15 protein-coding genes are annotated in these 13,864 nt (G+C 47.3%); 9 read left to right on the top strand and 6 right to left on the bottom strand.

The annotated features are described in order from the left end of the window. Window positions 1-69 precede the first annotated feature (69 nt). On the bottom strand, window positions 70-495 hold the full coding sequence (locus MA2_RS02665; RefSeq protein ID WP_211269871.1) for a hypothetical protein: 426 nt from the start codon (window positions 493-495) through the stop codon (window positions 70-72). 193 nt (window positions 496-688) lie between these two features. On the opposite strand from MA2_RS02665, the gene htpG reads away from it, so the two are divergent. Continuing rightward, on the top strand, window positions 689-2,647 hold the full coding sequence (gene htpG, locus MA2_RS02660) for a molecular chaperone HtpG (RefSeq protein ID WP_067056064.1): 1,959 nt from the start codon (window positions 689-691) through the stop codon (window positions 2,645-2,647). A gap of 116 nt (window positions 2,648-2,763) precedes the next feature. Further along, a complete protein-coding gene (locus MA2_RS02655; protein WP_067056062.1) occupies window positions 2,764-3,594 on the top strand; it encodes a YdcF family protein in 831 nt (276 codons plus the stop codon). Window positions 3,595-3,937: 343 nt separating this feature from the next. On the opposite strand, the gene lolD is transcribed toward MA2_RS02655, so the two are convergent. Then, window positions 3,938-4,624, bottom strand: a complete 687-nt coding sequence (gene lolD / locus MA2_RS02650; RefSeq protein WP_067056058.1) for a lipoprotein-releasing ABC transporter ATP-binding protein LolD — start codon at window positions 4,622-4,624, stop codon at window positions 3,938-3,940. 43 nt (window positions 4,625-4,667) lie between these two features. Further along, entirely contained in the window at window positions 4,668-5,903 is a 1,236-nt protein-coding gene (locus MA2_RS02645) for a lipoprotein-releasing ABC transporter permease subunit (RefSeq protein WP_067056164.1), read from the bottom strand. A gap of 109 nt (window positions 5,904-6,012) precedes the next feature. Here MA2_RS02645 and MA2_RS11085 point away from each other — a divergent pair, with 109 nt between their 5' ends. From MA2_RS11085 to MA2_RS02635, 3 genes are all read left to right on the top strand, one after another. Further along, window positions 6,013-6,183 carry a hypothetical protein gene (locus MA2_RS11085; RefSeq protein ID WP_156470935.1) on the top strand — a complete coding sequence of 57 codons (171 nt, stop codon included), beginning with the start codon at window positions 6,013-6,015 and terminating at the stop codon, window positions 6,181-6,183. Between the two features lie 97 nt (window positions 6,184-6,280). Beyond that, window positions 6,281-7,246: a hypothetical protein gene (locus MA2_RS02640; RefSeq protein WP_067056055.1), complete on the top strand. Its 966-nt coding sequence runs from the start codon at window positions 6,281-6,283 to the stop codon at window positions 7,244-7,246. Between the two features lie 216 nt (window positions 7,247-7,462). Continuing rightward, a complete protein-coding gene (locus tag MA2_RS02635; protein WP_067056046.1) occupies window positions 7,463-7,687 on the top strand; it encodes a hypothetical protein in 225 nt (74 codons plus the stop codon). Window positions 7,688-7,767: 80 nt separating this feature from the next. Here the strand turns inward: MA2_RS02635 and MA2_RS02630 are convergent, their stop codons facing one another. Continuing rightward, window positions 7,768-8,163, bottom strand: a complete 396-nt coding sequence (locus MA2_RS02630) for an SCP2 sterol-binding domain-containing protein (RefSeq protein ID WP_067056161.1) — start codon at window positions 8,161-8,163, stop codon at window positions 7,768-7,770. 430 nt (window positions 8,164-8,593) lie between these two features. On the opposite strand from MA2_RS02630, the gene ccoN reads away from it, so the two are divergent. The 4 genes from ccoN to ccoP are packed head-to-tail and all read left to right on the top strand — an operon-like array spanning window position 8,594 to window position 12,115. Then, window positions 8,594-10,066, top strand: coding sequence for a cytochrome-c oxidase, cbb3-type subunit I (gene ccoN, locus MA2_RS02625; RefSeq protein WP_067056043.1), 1,473 nt, complete (start codon window positions 8,594-8,596; stop codon window positions 10,064-10,066). Between the two features lie 11 nt (window positions 10,067-10,077). Next, a complete protein-coding gene (gene ccoO, locus MA2_RS02620; RefSeq protein ID WP_067056040.1) occupies window positions 10,078-10,695 on the top strand; it encodes a cytochrome-c oxidase, cbb3-type subunit II in 618 nt (205 codons plus the stop codon). After that, the gene (locus MA2_RS02615; protein ID WP_067056036.1) at window positions 10,695-10,901 is read left to right on the top strand and encodes a cbb3-type cytochrome oxidase subunit 3; all 207 of its coding nucleotides are present in this window, start codon (window positions 10,695-10,697) and stop codon (window positions 10,899-10,901) included. The genes ccoO and MA2_RS02615 overlap by 1 nt, the downstream gene beginning before the upstream one ends. Continuing rightward, window positions 10,898-12,115, top strand: coding sequence for a cytochrome-c oxidase, cbb3-type subunit III (gene ccoP / locus MA2_RS02610; RefSeq protein ID WP_067056033.1), 1,218 nt, complete (start codon window positions 10,898-10,900; stop codon window positions 12,113-12,115). Before MA2_RS02615 ends, ccoP begins: the two co-directional genes overlap by 4 nt. Before the next feature lie 75 nt (window positions 12,116-12,190). On the opposite strand, the gene MA2_RS02605 is transcribed toward ccoP, so the two are convergent. Next, window positions 12,191-12,541 (bottom strand): Spx/MgsR family RNA polymerase-binding regulatory protein, encoded by a 351-nt coding sequence (locus MA2_RS02605; protein WP_067056030.1) that lies wholly within the window; start codon window positions 12,539-12,541, stop codon window positions 12,191-12,193. Between the two features lie 41 nt (window positions 12,542-12,582). Next, window positions 12,583-13,686 (bottom strand): RNA-guided endonuclease InsQ/TnpB family protein, encoded by a 1,104-nt coding sequence (locus tag MA2_RS02600; protein ID WP_067056027.1) that lies wholly within the window; start codon window positions 13,684-13,686, stop codon window positions 12,583-12,585. Between the last annotated feature and the right edge of the window lie 178 nt (window positions 13,687-13,864).

The following is a 13,864-nucleotide window of genomic DNA, read 5'->3' as shown; positions in this document are numbered from 1 at the left end:
TAGTTTTTAAAAAACAAGTCCATTGACAAACGTGGGCTTGTTTCTTGTTGAGTATTAATTAGGCGGATTTTATTGAGTTAGCAGTCGCCAGCCGCGGTCGGTGTTCAAAAGCCGTAAGCGTCCGTCCGCCGATACATAGCCGCCTTTGACCGCCGTCAAAATCGTATTTGGCGCTACATCGACCGCAAATAATTCAGCTTGCTGACGATCATCGGATAAAATCACATCTACACGGTATGTTGTGCCATTTTTTTGCTGATTAAAGCGGATATCGGCAACGTCAAATGTCTGCACACACTGTTGTTTGAGATACGACCATGTTTGCCCTGCAGCAGGCAAACAGCCTTGTATATCACGCTGCCCACCAATGCCAGCAGATGGTATTGCAGCAGATTGCGCACCACTGGCAGCGCACCCACTTACACCCAATGCCGCCATACCTACCAACAAAACACTTACCCATCGCTGCCGTATGGCATTGGTCAAAGTCATCATATTGCCCCCGATTTTGGTGTTTAGCGCTTTATTGCCCACCAAATACGCTTGAAAAAATCTTGCTCAAACCATAAGTATAAGCCAGCATGTATGGCACTACCATACCGTTTGCGTAACGTTTGGCATATTGGATACAAATCTGCTAAGCGTCTGTTTTATTTAATTTTTTATTGGATCAATTTTTAGGAAAATTATGTCACAACAACCAACCAATCAGGATACCACCGCGACAGGCGAAGCCAAAAATCACGTGTTTGAAGCTGAAGTCGCGCAATTATTGCACCTTGTCACCCATTCTTTGTACTCAAATGCCGATATTTTTGTGCGTGAATTGGTGTCAAACGCCTCAGACGCTTGTGACAAGCTGCGTTTTGAAGCCACCCAAGACGATAGCCTGTACGAAGGTGACAGCGATTTGCACATTCGCATTGACATTGACAAAGACGCAAAAATCATCCGCTTTATGGACAACGGCATTGGCATGAATGAAGCCGATGTCATCGAAAATCTTGGTACAATCGCCAAATCTGGTACCAAGGCATTTTTAGACAAATTAAGCGACGCGCAAAAACAAGATGGCAATCTGATTGGACAGTTTGGTGTGGGTTTTTACTCAGGCTTTATTGTTGCCGATACCATCACCGTTGATACACGCAAAGCAGGCGAACCTGCCAGCCACGGTGTGCGCTGGGTATCGAGCGGTACAGGCGAGTTTACCACCCAAGCCATCGACAAACCGACGCGCGGCACAGTGATCAGTCTACACATCAAAGACGAGTACAGCGAATACCTTGACCGCCACAAAATCAAAAGCTTGGTCAATAAATACTCTGACCACATCAGCCTACCCATTCAAATGCGCAAAGAAGTGTGGCAAGAAGAAGAGCTACCTGCCGATGCAGACGAAAATGCCGTGCCAAAAGGCGAGATGGTGCTGACCGATGAGTGGGAAACCATCAACCAAGCCAATGCCTTGTGGACGCGCTCACCTAGCGAAATCAGTGACGATGAATATATCGAGTTTTACAAAAACCTAACTTACGACTTTGAGCCACCGCTGACATGGACGCACAACCGCGTCGAGGGGCGCTTGCAGTACACCCAACTGCTTTACATCCCACAAAAAGCACCGTTTGACTTATATCACCGCGAGCAAAAACACGGGCTTAAACTGTACGTCAAACGCGTGTTTATCATGGATGACGCAGAGCAGCTATTGCCTATGTATTTGCGCTTTGTCAAAGGTGTGATTGATACCGCCGACTTGCCGCTCAACGTCAGCCGCGAGATTTTGCAAGAAAGCCGAGATGTCAAAGCCATCCGTGACGGTAACGCGCGCCGCGTCTTGACACTATTGGCAAGCCTTGCCAACAGCGCCGAGACCGAAAAACAAGACAAATACAAACAGTTTTATGCAGAATTTGGCGAAGTGCTTAAAGAAGGTTTGGGCGAAGACCAAGCCAACCAAGAACGCATTGCCAAGCTGCTACGCTATGCCACCACCACCGATGACAACGTGGCAACCAGCCTTGAAGACTACAAAGCGCGTATGAAAGACGGGCAAAAAGCGATTTATTATTTGACCGCCGACAGCCTAGCCGCTGCCAAAAACAGCCCACAGCTAGAAGTATTCAAGAAAAAAGGCATTGAAGTGATCCTCATGACCCAGCGTGTGGATGAATGGGCGATGAACTTCTTGCACGAATTTGACGGCACACCGCTACAAAACATCGCCAAAGGCGCCGTGGATTTAGGCGACTTGACTGATGAAGCAGAGAAAAAACAAGCCGAAGAAGCCGAGGCGACCATGAAGCCTGTGGTTGATAAGCTCAAAACCGCGTTATCAAGCCGTGCCAAAGACGTGCGCGTCTCCAACCGTTTGGTTGATAGCCCTGCACTGTTGGTCACTGCTGAGGGTGAATTGTCGCCACAGATGGTACAAATGCTCAAACAAATGGGGCAACCTGTGCCAGAAACCAAACCAATTTTAGAAGTCAACCCTAACCATCCGCTGATCCAAAAACTAGACAGCGCAGAACAGTTTGACGATTTGGCACAAGTGATTTTTGACCAAGCATTATTGGCAGAAGGTGGGCAGCTAGATGACCCAGCCGCATACCTAAAACGCATCAATGCGTTGCTCATGCGCTAACCAGCACGCTATTGATTTAAAAATGTAAGCAAAAAGTCGGGCACTGCTCGGCTTTTTTTGATTGAAGCTTTTTTTGGTTAAAATACCGCAAAATCAACCCAAAAATTAGGTGTACCATGCCGCGCACTTTTTTACCAACCTCGCCACATTTTGTTTTGCCTGCTCGGCTCATACGGTACACGCGTGTTGGCTTCATCAGCGTCGGCACGGTGATGATAGCGTATAGCCTTGTTTTGCTGGTGCAGCGTAAAATCCATTTGGGTACGCTGTTGCCGCTAGCGATTGGCGCGGCATTGACGGGGCATGGCATCTACTGGCAACGCTTGCAAAACTGGCTGCGCCAACACCCAACATGGCGACGACTGTGGCAAGGTGTTTGGCTTGGGTTTGGCGTGTGGCTGGTCAGTTTTATCGGGTTTTGTGTGCTGCTCAATCAGCACTTGCACCATACGCCTGCCACAGATACAGCACGCGCTATCGTCGTGTTGGGTTCTGGTTTTAAAAATGGTCAGCCCACACCGACGCTGGCACTGCGCCTTGACCGCGCAGCACAGCTTGCTAATCAAGCCCCCAATGCGCTGATCGTGCTGACAGGCGGCTTTGGCATCGGTAAAACCCAAAGCGAAGCTGAGGTGATGGCAAATTATTTGCACGCACGCTATGGCATAGCAGCGCGGCGTATGGCATTAGAAACCAAAAGCACCAGTACCGCGCTCAACATTGCCAACAGTTTGCCAATTTTGCGGGCGCATGGCATTGCACCAACCGATCCTGTGGTGGTGGTGACCAGTGATTTTCATACATTGCGCGCGCAGAAGATCGCACGGCGGCAAGGCTTAGCCCATGTGACGATGGCAGACGCACCCACCCCACCGCTCATGCGCCCTGCAGTATGGCTACGCGAATATTTTGCGTTTATCAGCGGTTGGGTGCTGGGTGAGTTTTGATTTATCATCCGTTGCCGTAAAACCACCGACTTCAGGCGGTGGATATAAGGCAATTGTTAAATGCGATGAGTTTTGCTATACTCATCTCACTATATTCAATGTCTTACATTCCACAGTTAAGTTAAGACTAAATTGCGAGTACGCAGTAACTTAACTGGTAAGACGTTTCCAAACACACACTTAAGCCAATTCGTGTCTATGACAATCCTAACGGTAGGATTAGCTTAAAATAAGAACCTAAGATGTACGGTGTGTCGTACGGGCGGTTGCCATTGTCTTAGGTTTGCGGTGGGGCTTCACCGTCTTGCAGAAGGAATCCCCTCACTTTAGGGAGGGGAGGAAGTCAATCAACCCACACGCCATTTTGTAACGCCAACTGACGATCGGCAAGATTGGCTAATTGGCGGTCATGCGTCACCATCAGCAGCGCGGTATTAAAACTGGCTTGTAACTCGCTTAAAATTTCAAAAATCGCCTGTGCGTTGGCGTAATCCAAATTGCCTGTCGGTTCATCGGCTAAAATCAGCGATGGTTGTGTCACCAACGCGCGCGCAATTGCTACTCGCTGACGCTCGCCGCCTGACAACTCTCCAGGGCGATGACTTAGCCGATGCCCAAGCCCAACACGCTCTAGCAGGTCAATTGCGCGTTGGCGTGCGGTATCAATCGGTACATCAGAGCGCATCAGTAGCGGCATGGCGACGTTTTCAACCGCGTTAAATTCCGCCAATAGATGGTGAAATTGATAAATAAAACCCAAATGCTGATTGCGCAGCTGTCCGCGTTGGGTTTCATTCAGCTGATTAACACACTGCCCATGCAGCCATACCTCGCCTGACGTCGGCACATCCAGCCCGCCCAAAATATGCAATAACGTGCTTTTGCCTGAGCCGCTGGTACCGACGATGGCGATTTTTTCACCTTGTTGCACGCTGATATTCAGCCCATCAAGCACGCGCGTCACGGTTTTGCCGTCTTGGTAGGCTTTGGTGATTTGTTTGGCGGTTAAAATCGGTTCGGCGGTTGGCATAATTGGCTACTTGTTAATCAAATATGTTAAAAAATGTGTTGATTTATTCATAACGCAAGGTTTGTGCAGGCTGAATACTGGCAGCACGGCGTGCAGGATAAATAGTTGCCACAAAGCTAATCACCAGCGAGGCTGCAACGATAATCACCACGTCTTGCCACTCTAAATGCGACGGCAAATACTGCACAGGATACGCGTCAAATAAATGCAGATTAAAGGCATTGTTAATTGCCCCGATAACAGGACTCACCGACAACGCCATGATAATACCCAGCAGCGTGCCCGCCAGTGTACCCACCACACCGATAAACAGACCTTGCACCATAAAAATTTGCGTGATGAGCTTGGGCGATGCGCCAAATGTTTTTAAAATTGCGATATCGGCTTTTTTGTCGGTCACCAACATCACCAGCGATGACACAATGTTAAACGCCGCCACCAGTACGATCAAAAACAACAGCAAGCCAATCATGGCTTTTTCCATCTGAATTGCGCTGAATAAATTCCCGTGCGTCACCGTCCAGTCACTGGGTATCAGCAAATTTGGCTGCAAATTTGCTGCTTGTTGGGCGACCTGTGGTGCGGCAAACAAGTCATTAAGCTTCATGCGCACGCCTTGCGCCCCCTCGGGCAACCGTAGCAGTCGCGCCGCGTCTTGCATCGGAATGTACGCCATCACGCTATTGACCTCGGCGCTGATGTCATAAATACCGCTGACGGTAAAACGTTTAAACCGTGGGATCACGCCTGCAGGCGATGGTGAGGCTTCAGGTAGTACCAAGGTGACCTTATCGCCAACGTTGAGTCCCATGCCTTGGGCCATATCTTTGCCCAAAACGATAGTAAACTCACCGCCGCGCAGCGTATCCAGCGAGCCTGCCTGCATGTGCTGTCCGATAATCGACACCTGTTTTTCATAATCAGGCTCAACACCCGTCACCACCGCGCCTGCCACCTGCCCATTTGCGGTCAGCATACCTTGCAGCTGAATAAACGGCGCCACCGCCTCAACTTTGGGATTTTTGGCAATATCCTGCGCCAACACCTGCCAATTTGGAATAATCTGATTTGCCGTGACGGTGGCTTGTGGCACCATGCCCAAAATTCGACTTTTGATTTCACGATCAAAGCCGTTCATCACCGACAGCACTGTAATCAGCACCGCCACGCCAAGCGTCAGCCCAATCATCGAAATTAGCGAGATAAATGAAATAAAGCGGTTGCTGCGTTCGGCGCGTGTATAACGCAACCCCACAAACAACGCCAACGGTCGAAACATACCTTTTTGCATTGCGCTCGCTGTCCCAAGTTAACCCATCTAAACGCCTGTGTGGCACTGGCGTTTTCGGCAATTTAAAAGCCCATAGTCTGCCACAAATCGGCGCAAAATGGCAAAAAATTTGCAGCCATACCCACCATCACCTGCCAAAAACCCTGCTAAAATCAAAAAAATCAATCACAGACTTGAGCAAAAATCGCTTGCTATTGCCAATATCTATGGAAAAACCTGCGTCTGCCCCCATAACAACACCAACCGCCGACACATTCGGCTTGCCTAGCTACTGTACGCTTAGCTACTGTATCCACAAATACTGAGCGCCTAGATACAGATTCAGACTTATTTTACATTGCGCATATTTTAACAAGGACAACGCCATGACTGCTCCCAGCCAACAGCCCGATATCATCGATTTAACACCAGAACAAATTGTCGGGCATGCCGACCATTGGCGCTGTTTTACCCACAATATCAGCGATGATGTGCCCAGTTGGCTACGCGAACACATTGACACCTGCGCCCTGCCTAAAGCATTAGCAGAAAGCAGCACACCGCGCACACATTTACTTTTGACGGGCAACACGCCCATTCATCTAAATCAATTGATTGAACTTGATGACCAGCAAAAACCGACGCGCTTTATTAACGCTTATCCTTGCGTGGATAGCCCATACGGCCGATGGGCGACGATCGAAAGTATTTACCAAGCACCAACCACGCTTGAGGCCGTCTTGCGCTTGCAGCTTGATGACGACACTGTGATGTATGCGTTTGACCCGTATTACAGCATCAACCGTGAGCATTACTGCAAAGGGCAGCGGTATTATGTCAATCTGTCCGCGCTGGCGTATGAAGTCAGCCGCAGCAAGCGCGATGAAGTCATTGTGGTTGATGATCCTGAGGCGATTCGCTACCATCGCGCATTCAATGCCATCATGGTGCAAAACAATGGCAACCTGCCTGCCGACCTACAAGCCCAAATCGCAGCCTGGCAACCTGCCGCTGATGAACTACCCCTCGCGCCCATTCATATCAATGTGGGCGATATGTGTGCGTATTTATTTGGTGACACCATTGGTCAGCAAGATGAAGCGTGGTGTCAAGGACAAGTTATCGGAAAATCCACGACAACTTTTGAAGGGCAAGCGTTTATCCTACTTGATGTGGTGATTTTGCGCGAAAGTTTGGATAAACCTGTGGTCATTCGCCTGGCGGTCAATCAAAAAGATTTTGATGATAGCATACAAGTCAATGATTACATTCAAGCCAATATTTGGCTACAAGGCATTATCTACCAAGAAAACCAAACCCAAAGCCCAGATGTACCGAGCAAATCTGCCTAATTTTGCCCGATAGTCTTGCGTAACGTTAAAAATAGTAACAAAATATTTCTTAGGCGAATTTTTGGCGATAAAGTGTTTGATTTTATCGCCTTTTTGTTTTATCGTGAAGTCGTTTTAAGGCACAGTAAAGCGCTATTTAAAGATAGCAGACACACTGGCGTATACATTTAAAATCGCTTTGCTGATTGTGGTATTTGTTCGTTTGTTGGATTTATGATGACTGACCTTGCCCCCTCTGCACAATTTTCACCCACCGCCGCACCTACCGCTTCCATCACCAATCCGTCTGTTCATCCGCCAAGGCTGGGTCTATCGCCTGCAGCGAATTTGATAACAGCAAAGACGGTAAGTTACTACCATCTAGTCCGTTTTATTTTGGCTGCGGTGTGTTTTGCGTTGGGTGCAGGGCTGATGGCGTGGTTATTGCATGGGCTTGGCTGATTTTTTACAAGCAAAACAAAAAGGCAAATCGATACAATTTGCCTTTTTGATTAAAATTTATGCTTTCGCGCAAGTTTAAATTACAAATCTGTGATTTCTAGGATTTTTTCAAATAGCTGACGTTGTTTTGGGCTTGGTTTGCCTGATTGCATGGTGATCAGCTGACCCATGTCGCCATCGACACGAATTTTACCTGTCATAAAGGCTTCCATGGCGCGGTTGGTATCACCATCTAGCATGACTGCCTTTAGCGTATCTGCATCTAAATGCACGGTAGTGGTCGCATCGTCGTTGCTACCTTGATGGATGGTGCCGTTTGAGAATGACGCGCTAACGGGTTGGTCTTGCAAGCCTGATACTTCAAAATTCATGTTCAAGCCTGCAATAGCAGGTGGCAAATCTAGGTCACCTGCGTCTTGGGTCAATTGATTGACTTGTGAAAACCATTCATCGGATAAAAATTTTGCCTTTGCCATCATTTGCTACCTTGCTTATGCTGTAACGGTGGATTGTAAAAGATTAAAATCTTTGATTGAACAGCTATCATAGCAAGTCTAACAGGCTTGTCAAGCAGAACCCATGAGCATAAGGTTCATACAGGGCGGTTAAATTCCTTACAATATTTATGGGATTTTGACTAGGTTTCGTATTATAATGGCAAGGCAAAAATTTTTTTCCCCGTCTTTTAGCAGATTTTTTTGGTATTCGTGGCGTTACACTGGGTGCTATTTAGCAAACTTTACGTTACAATAGGGCGTTAAAAAACGGGTGTCTAGCAGCGTGCTCGCTCATCGCCAGCTAGCGACTGACCTATATTTTGTACCAAATTTATAAATAGTTTATACGACAGGGGTGCAAATTAGGTTGGCATCTGTTTGGGCTACAAGCTGTCAAGGAAAACATCGAATGAATGTACAAACCACAGCAGTACCTGTCACCGATGACTATGATATTGAGATTGTTAAATACTTCTCAATCATGGCGGTGGTGTACGGTATTATCGGTATGGGTGTGGGGGTGTTCATTGCATCGCAATTAGCATTTCCCGCGCTAAACTTTGGTATTCCGTGGCTGACGTTTAGCCACTTGCGTCCGCTGCATACCAACGCGGTTATTTTCGCGTTTGGGGGTTGTGCGCTGTTTGCTACGTCATATTATGTCGTGCAGCGCACGTGTAAAACACGGCTGTTTGCGCCGTATTTGGCATGGTTCACGTTTTGGGGTTGGAACTTGGTGATTCTGGCGGCGGTGATTACCTTACCGCTTGGGATCACGTCGTCCAAAGAATATGCTGAGCTTGAGTGGCCAATTGATATTTTGATCACGATCGTGTGGGTATCTTACGCAATTGTGTTCTTTGGTACGCTCATCAAGCGTAAAACTTCGCATATTTATGTGGCTAATTGGTTCTTTGGTGCGTTTATTGTGACCATTGCGTTGCTGCATGTTGTCAATAACATGGCAATTCCTTTGACATTATGGAAGTCCTACTCGCTATACGGTGGTGCAACTGATGCGATGGTGCAATGGTGGTACGGACATAACGCGGTCGGTTTTTATTTGACAGCAGCGTTCTTGGGTATGATGTATTACTTTGTGCCTGTACAAATTGGTCGTCCAATTTACTCCTATCGTTTGTCAATCATCCACTTTTGGGCATTGATCAGTGCGTATATGTGGGCAGGCGGTCACCACTTACATTATTCAGCCTTGCCAGATTGGACACAGTCTTTGGGTATGGTGTTCTCGTTGATTTTGTTCGCGCCATCATGGGGCGGTATGATTAATGGCGTTTTGACCTTGTCAGGTAGCTGGGATAAGCTGCGCACCGATCCAATCATTCGTTTCTTGATCGTGGCGTTGTCATTCTATGCGATGTCCACGTTTGAAGGTCCGATGATGTCAATCAAGACTGTAAACGCACTATCGCATGATACAGACTGGACGGTAGGTCACGTGCACTCAGGTGCATTGGGTTGGGTGGGTATGATCACTATCGGCTCACTGTATGTGTTGATTCCGCGTATTTGGCACAAAGAGCGTATGTATTCAACCAGTTTGATTACCACGCACTTTTGGCTAGCAACGAGCGGTACGATCTTTTATATCGTGTCTATGTGGATCTCGGGTATCGGTCAGGGCATGATGTGGCGTGCCACTAACCCAGATGGTACATTGGTGTATAGCTTTGTAGACACTGTTGCGTTTTCACACTTGCCATATATTGGCCGTGCATTTGGTGGTTTGTTGTATCTATCAGGTATGTTTGTGATGGCATACAACGTATATCGCACCATCAAGATGCCTTCGCGTAAAGAGGCAATCACAACAACTACAGCTGAGACAGAAGCGACCCCTGTGTTGGTTAAGCAAGCGTAAGGGGCAAGACGATGAAATTTACTCATGATATTATTGAACGTAACACAGGACTGCTATTGACACTCATCGTGGTGTCAATCAGCTTTGCCACGTTGGTTGAAATTGTGCCGCTGATTTTCACCAAAGAGGTCAATCAGCCGTTGCCAAACATGAAGCCTTGGACAGCACTTGAGCTTGAAGGCCGCGATATTTATATTCGCGAAGGCTGTCACGTATGTCACACCCAAATGGTTCGCCCGTTGCGTGCTGAGGTAGAGCGTTATGGACCTTACTCACGTGCTGCAGAATCTGCGTGGGATCACCCATTTTTATGGGGCTCAAAACGTACAGGACCTGATTTGGCGCGGGTTGGCGGTCGTTATTCAGATGACTGGCAACGTAAACACTTAATCAATCCGCAATCGTTGGTGCCTGAATCGGTGATGCCACCGTTTCCTTGGCTAGATAAGCGCACAGTAAACGGTGAGCAAGTGCAAGCCAAAATGCGCCTATTCCGCGATCATTTTGGCGTACCCTACAGCGATGCCGACATTGCAGCTGCACCTGATGCCGTACAGGGTAAGACCGAACTTGACGCGTTGGTTGCCTACCTACAACAGCTTGGCACAGCCATGCAAGGACAACGCTAATGTCGTTGGCGACGTTACACAGTATTGCAACGGTCGCCGCGTTTACGGCATTTTTGGCGATCGTGTGGTGGGCTTACTCACCACGCAATCGCAAACGATTTGAGGAAGATGCAAAACTTGCGTTAGATGACGACTTGAATGACGAAAAAGTGGCTGACGTGACCGATTTGTCAGACGCATCACGACGTGATAAGGATAACAAATGAGCCTATTTTGGAATATTTGGGTAACGATACTTTCCATCGGCTGTTGGGCGTGGATATTATATTGGCTAGCCAGCACGCAGCGTTTTCGTCCAGAATTGGATGAAGAAGGCACGACAGGGCACGTATATGATGGTATCTCTGAACGTGATGGTCCATTGCCAAAGTGGTGGCTAGTCATTTTTTGGGGTACGCTGGCATGGGCATTGTTGTATATGCTGCTCTACCCGTCAATTTTGCCATCGCATTGGAAAGGTCTAGCTACCGTCAAGGTTGATGGGCAAGAAGTGCCTTGGACAAGTGCCAATGAGCTTGCTAGTGACCTTGAGCGCAACAACGCGCTGTTTATCAATACCTTTAATGAAAAAATCTTGCAAGATCCACAAACAACGCAAGTTTTACAAAAAATCGATCAGCTACAAGCCGAGCAAATGAAAAAGCAAGGCGATGATGCCGATCTAAAAGCTGAGATTGATAAAAATATCGAATTGCTTGCACCTGCTGTTTTAAAACTGTCACAAAACCCACAGGCGGTTAAAATCGGTCAGCGTTTGTTTTTACAAAACTGTTCGGTTTGTCACGGTTCGCAAGCCCGTGGCGCACCAGGTTTCCCCAATTTGACTGACAACGACTGGTTGTATGGCGGTAAACCTGAAAACATCTTGATGACTTTGAACCACGGTCGTGTTGGCGGCATGCCTGCTTGGAAATCACAAATTGGTGAAGACGGTGTGCGCGCTGCCTCTGAATACGTTTTGTCATTGTCATCAGAACATGGCGGTGCGCAAAACGGTAAGCTTGACCCTACCCTCGTGGCACAAGGTAAAGCTATTTTCTCTGCCAACTGTGCAGTGTGTCACGGTGAAAATGCCAAAGGTAACCACGACGTGGGCGCGCCAAACTTGACAGACAATATTTGGTTATATGGCGGTGATCGTGAGACTGTGCGCGAAACGCTACGCGGTGGACGTGCAGGTGTAATGCCACACTGGGATACCAAACTGGGTGAAGAGCGCATCATGTTGCTAGCAGCATACGTGTATCAGCTAAGTGATCACGGCAAAGACGTGCCTGATAGCAAAGAAATGGCAGCTTCAGCAAACGCTGATTCTGCTTCTGGTACGGCTAGCACGCCAATGAACACAGCGGCAAGCAGCAACACAGCGACTGCTACAGCCAGTACAAACTCAGCAGCCAGTAACGCTAACGCCAGCTAACATCCAATCAGTAGCAACAAAAAAGCGGATTTTGACATCCGCTTTTTTTATCAGCGCGTATTAGCTTGCTAAAGCTTACATCAGCTGTTGATAGGCGGCTTTATCGAAGCCAACAATCAAGCCATCAGTATGTTGCAAGATCGGGCGTTTGATTAGATTGGGTTTTGCCGTCATCAAAGCGACCGCACCATCGAGTGTATCGGCATTGGTTTGTTCATCGGGCGATAATCTGCGCCATGTTAGGCTGTTTTTGTTTAGAATTTTTGCCAATCCTGCTTGGGCAATCCAATCGCGCAATAAACTTTCATCTACACCTGCCTTTTTAAAGTCAGTAAATTCATAATCTGCGCCTGATGCATCAAGCTGTGCTAAGGCATTTTTGACTGTGGTGCAATTTTTTATGCCATAGATTTGGTAAGCTGCCATTTATTTTACTCCTGTTTAAACACGTTGACTTCCTCCCCTCCCTAAAGTGAGGGGATTCCTTCTACAAGACGGTCAAGCCCGACCGCAAGAATGTTCCGACTGGCGTTAATATCTCTATCATGCCGTGTGCCACACTTCGCACAAGTCCATTCTCTTATTCGCAAACCTGCTCTACCTTTCGGACTACTGGACGTATCGCCACAGCACGAACAAGTTTGGGTAGTGTATTTCTCATTGACGATTTCAAAACGGCAACCTGCGTGCTCGCATTTGTAGGTCAGTTGTCGTTTGAGTTCAAACCAACCTGCATCGTAAACCGATTTGGCTAGTTTGCCTTTTTTACGGCTGAATTGGGTGGTTTTTACATCGCCGACCACGATTAGGGCATTGTCTTTGACTAGCCCTGTGGTGAATTTGTGGATGAGGTCTTGGCGTGTGTTTTTGATTTTGGCATGAATCGCTTTGACACGTTGTTTGTTTTTGGCTCGTTGGGCGATACTCAATTTTTTAGCCCATGCCTGTGTTTGTTTAATTTGTAGTTTATCGCCATTTGAGGCGGTGGCACTGTCTTTTAAGCCTAAGTCAATACCGACACTACCTGTTCCGCACTCGGTTTTTGGGTAGTTTTTAACGGTGATACAGGCATACCAACGGTTACGGCTGTCTTGGACGACCTCAAGGGTGTTTATTTGATATAGGCTAAGATTGTAGCTATCCCATAAGTCTATAATTAGCTTCTGCCCTTTGGCTAAACTAAGCTGTAGGGTGGATTTTAAGCCTTTTTTACCCGTCTGATGGGTAGCCAGTAACTTGATTGCGGATTGCTTAAATGGAATCCAACCTAGGCTTTTACGCTTTGCCTTTGGGTTGTTGGTTCGCCATGATAGTTTAGCCTTTTTGAATTGGCGTCGCGATTTGGCGTGAGTTTCGTTAATGGCTTGTATGGTTTGAGAATGCAAGCCAAGTAGTTCACCGCTACCTTTGGTGTATTCGTTTAGGTCATAGGCACTAAAGAATTTACCAGTACGTTGTAGGTATTTAAAACTCAAGTCATTCACATAGTTCCACACAAAATTGACCAAACCGCTTAGGCGGTTTAGTTGGTCTGTGTGTTTGTCTTTTATGCGTAGCTTGAGGGTTTTCATGGGGTTAGTTTAACATATTTAATAAGTTTCTGTGTGTAAGCATGGTTTCGGAGTTGCCTTATATCCACCGCCTAAAGTCGGTGGTTTACGGCAACGGATGATAAAACCGTCTTGTGCGTATCGCAATTTGACCTATTTTGCGGTATGCTATGCGGCTTAGCTTGGTCTTACTGTTTTA

Origin of the sequence: Moraxella atlantae NBRC 14588 (assembly GCF_001591265.1) — a bacterium.
GTDB classification, from domain to species: domain Bacteria; phylum Pseudomonadota; class Gammaproteobacteria; order Pseudomonadales; family Moraxellaceae; genus Faucicola; species Faucicola atlantae.
The sequence above is the reverse complement of the archived record's forward strand: the minus strand, read 5'-3'. Positions and strand labels throughout refer to the sequence as shown.

Bases quoted from the DNA above. Each gene is read 5' to 3' on its own strand.
- MA2_RS02665 (WP_211269871.1), bottom strand. From the start codon at position 495: ATGATGACTTTGACCAATGCCATACGGCAGCGATGGGTAAGTGTTTTG.
- htpG (WP_067056064.1), top strand. From the start codon at position 689: ATGTCACAACAACCAACCAATCAGGATACCACCGCGACAGGCGAAGCC.
- MA2_RS02655 (WP_067056062.1), top strand. From the start codon at position 2,764: ATGCCGCGCACTTTTTTACCAACCTCGCCACATTTTGTTTTGCCTGCT.
- lolD (WP_067056058.1), bottom strand. From the start codon at position 4,624: ATGCCAACCGCCGAACCGATTTTAACCGCCAAACAAATCACCAAAGCC.
- MA2_RS02645 (WP_067056164.1), bottom strand. From the start codon at position 5,903: ATGTTTCGACCGTTGGCGTTGTTTGTGGGGTTGCGTTATACACGCGCC.
- MA2_RS11085 (WP_156470935.1), top strand. From the start codon at position 6,013: ATGGCAAAAAATTTGCAGCCATACCCACCATCACCTGCCAAAAACCCT.
- MA2_RS02640 (WP_067056055.1), top strand. From the start codon at position 6,281: ATGACTGCTCCCAGCCAACAGCCCGATATCATCGATTTAACACCAGAA.
- MA2_RS02635 (WP_067056046.1), top strand. From the start codon at position 7,463: ATGACTGACCTTGCCCCCTCTGCACAATTTTCACCCACCGCCGCACCT.
- MA2_RS02630 (WP_067056161.1), bottom strand. From the start codon at position 8,163: ATGGCAAAGGCAAAATTTTTATCCGATGAATGGTTTTCACAAGTCAAT.
- ccoN (WP_067056043.1), top strand. From the start codon at position 8,594: ATGAATGTACAAACCACAGCAGTACCTGTCACCGATGACTATGATATT.
- ccoO (WP_067056040.1), top strand. From the start codon at position 10,078: ATGAAATTTACTCATGATATTATTGAACGTAACACAGGACTGCTATTG.
- MA2_RS02615 (WP_067056036.1), top strand. From the start codon at position 10,695: ATGTCGTTGGCGACGTTACACAGTATTGCAACGGTCGCCGCGTTTACG.
- ccoP (WP_067056033.1), top strand. From the start codon at position 10,898: ATGAGCCTATTTTGGAATATTTGGGTAACGATACTTTCCATCGGCTGT.
- MA2_RS02605 (WP_067056030.1), bottom strand. From the start codon at position 12,541: ATGGCAGCTTACCAAATCTATGGCATAAAAAATTGCACCACAGTCAAA.
- MA2_RS02600 (WP_067056027.1), bottom strand. From the start codon at position 13,686: ATGAAAACCCTCAAGCTACGCATAAAAGACAAACACACAGACCAACTA.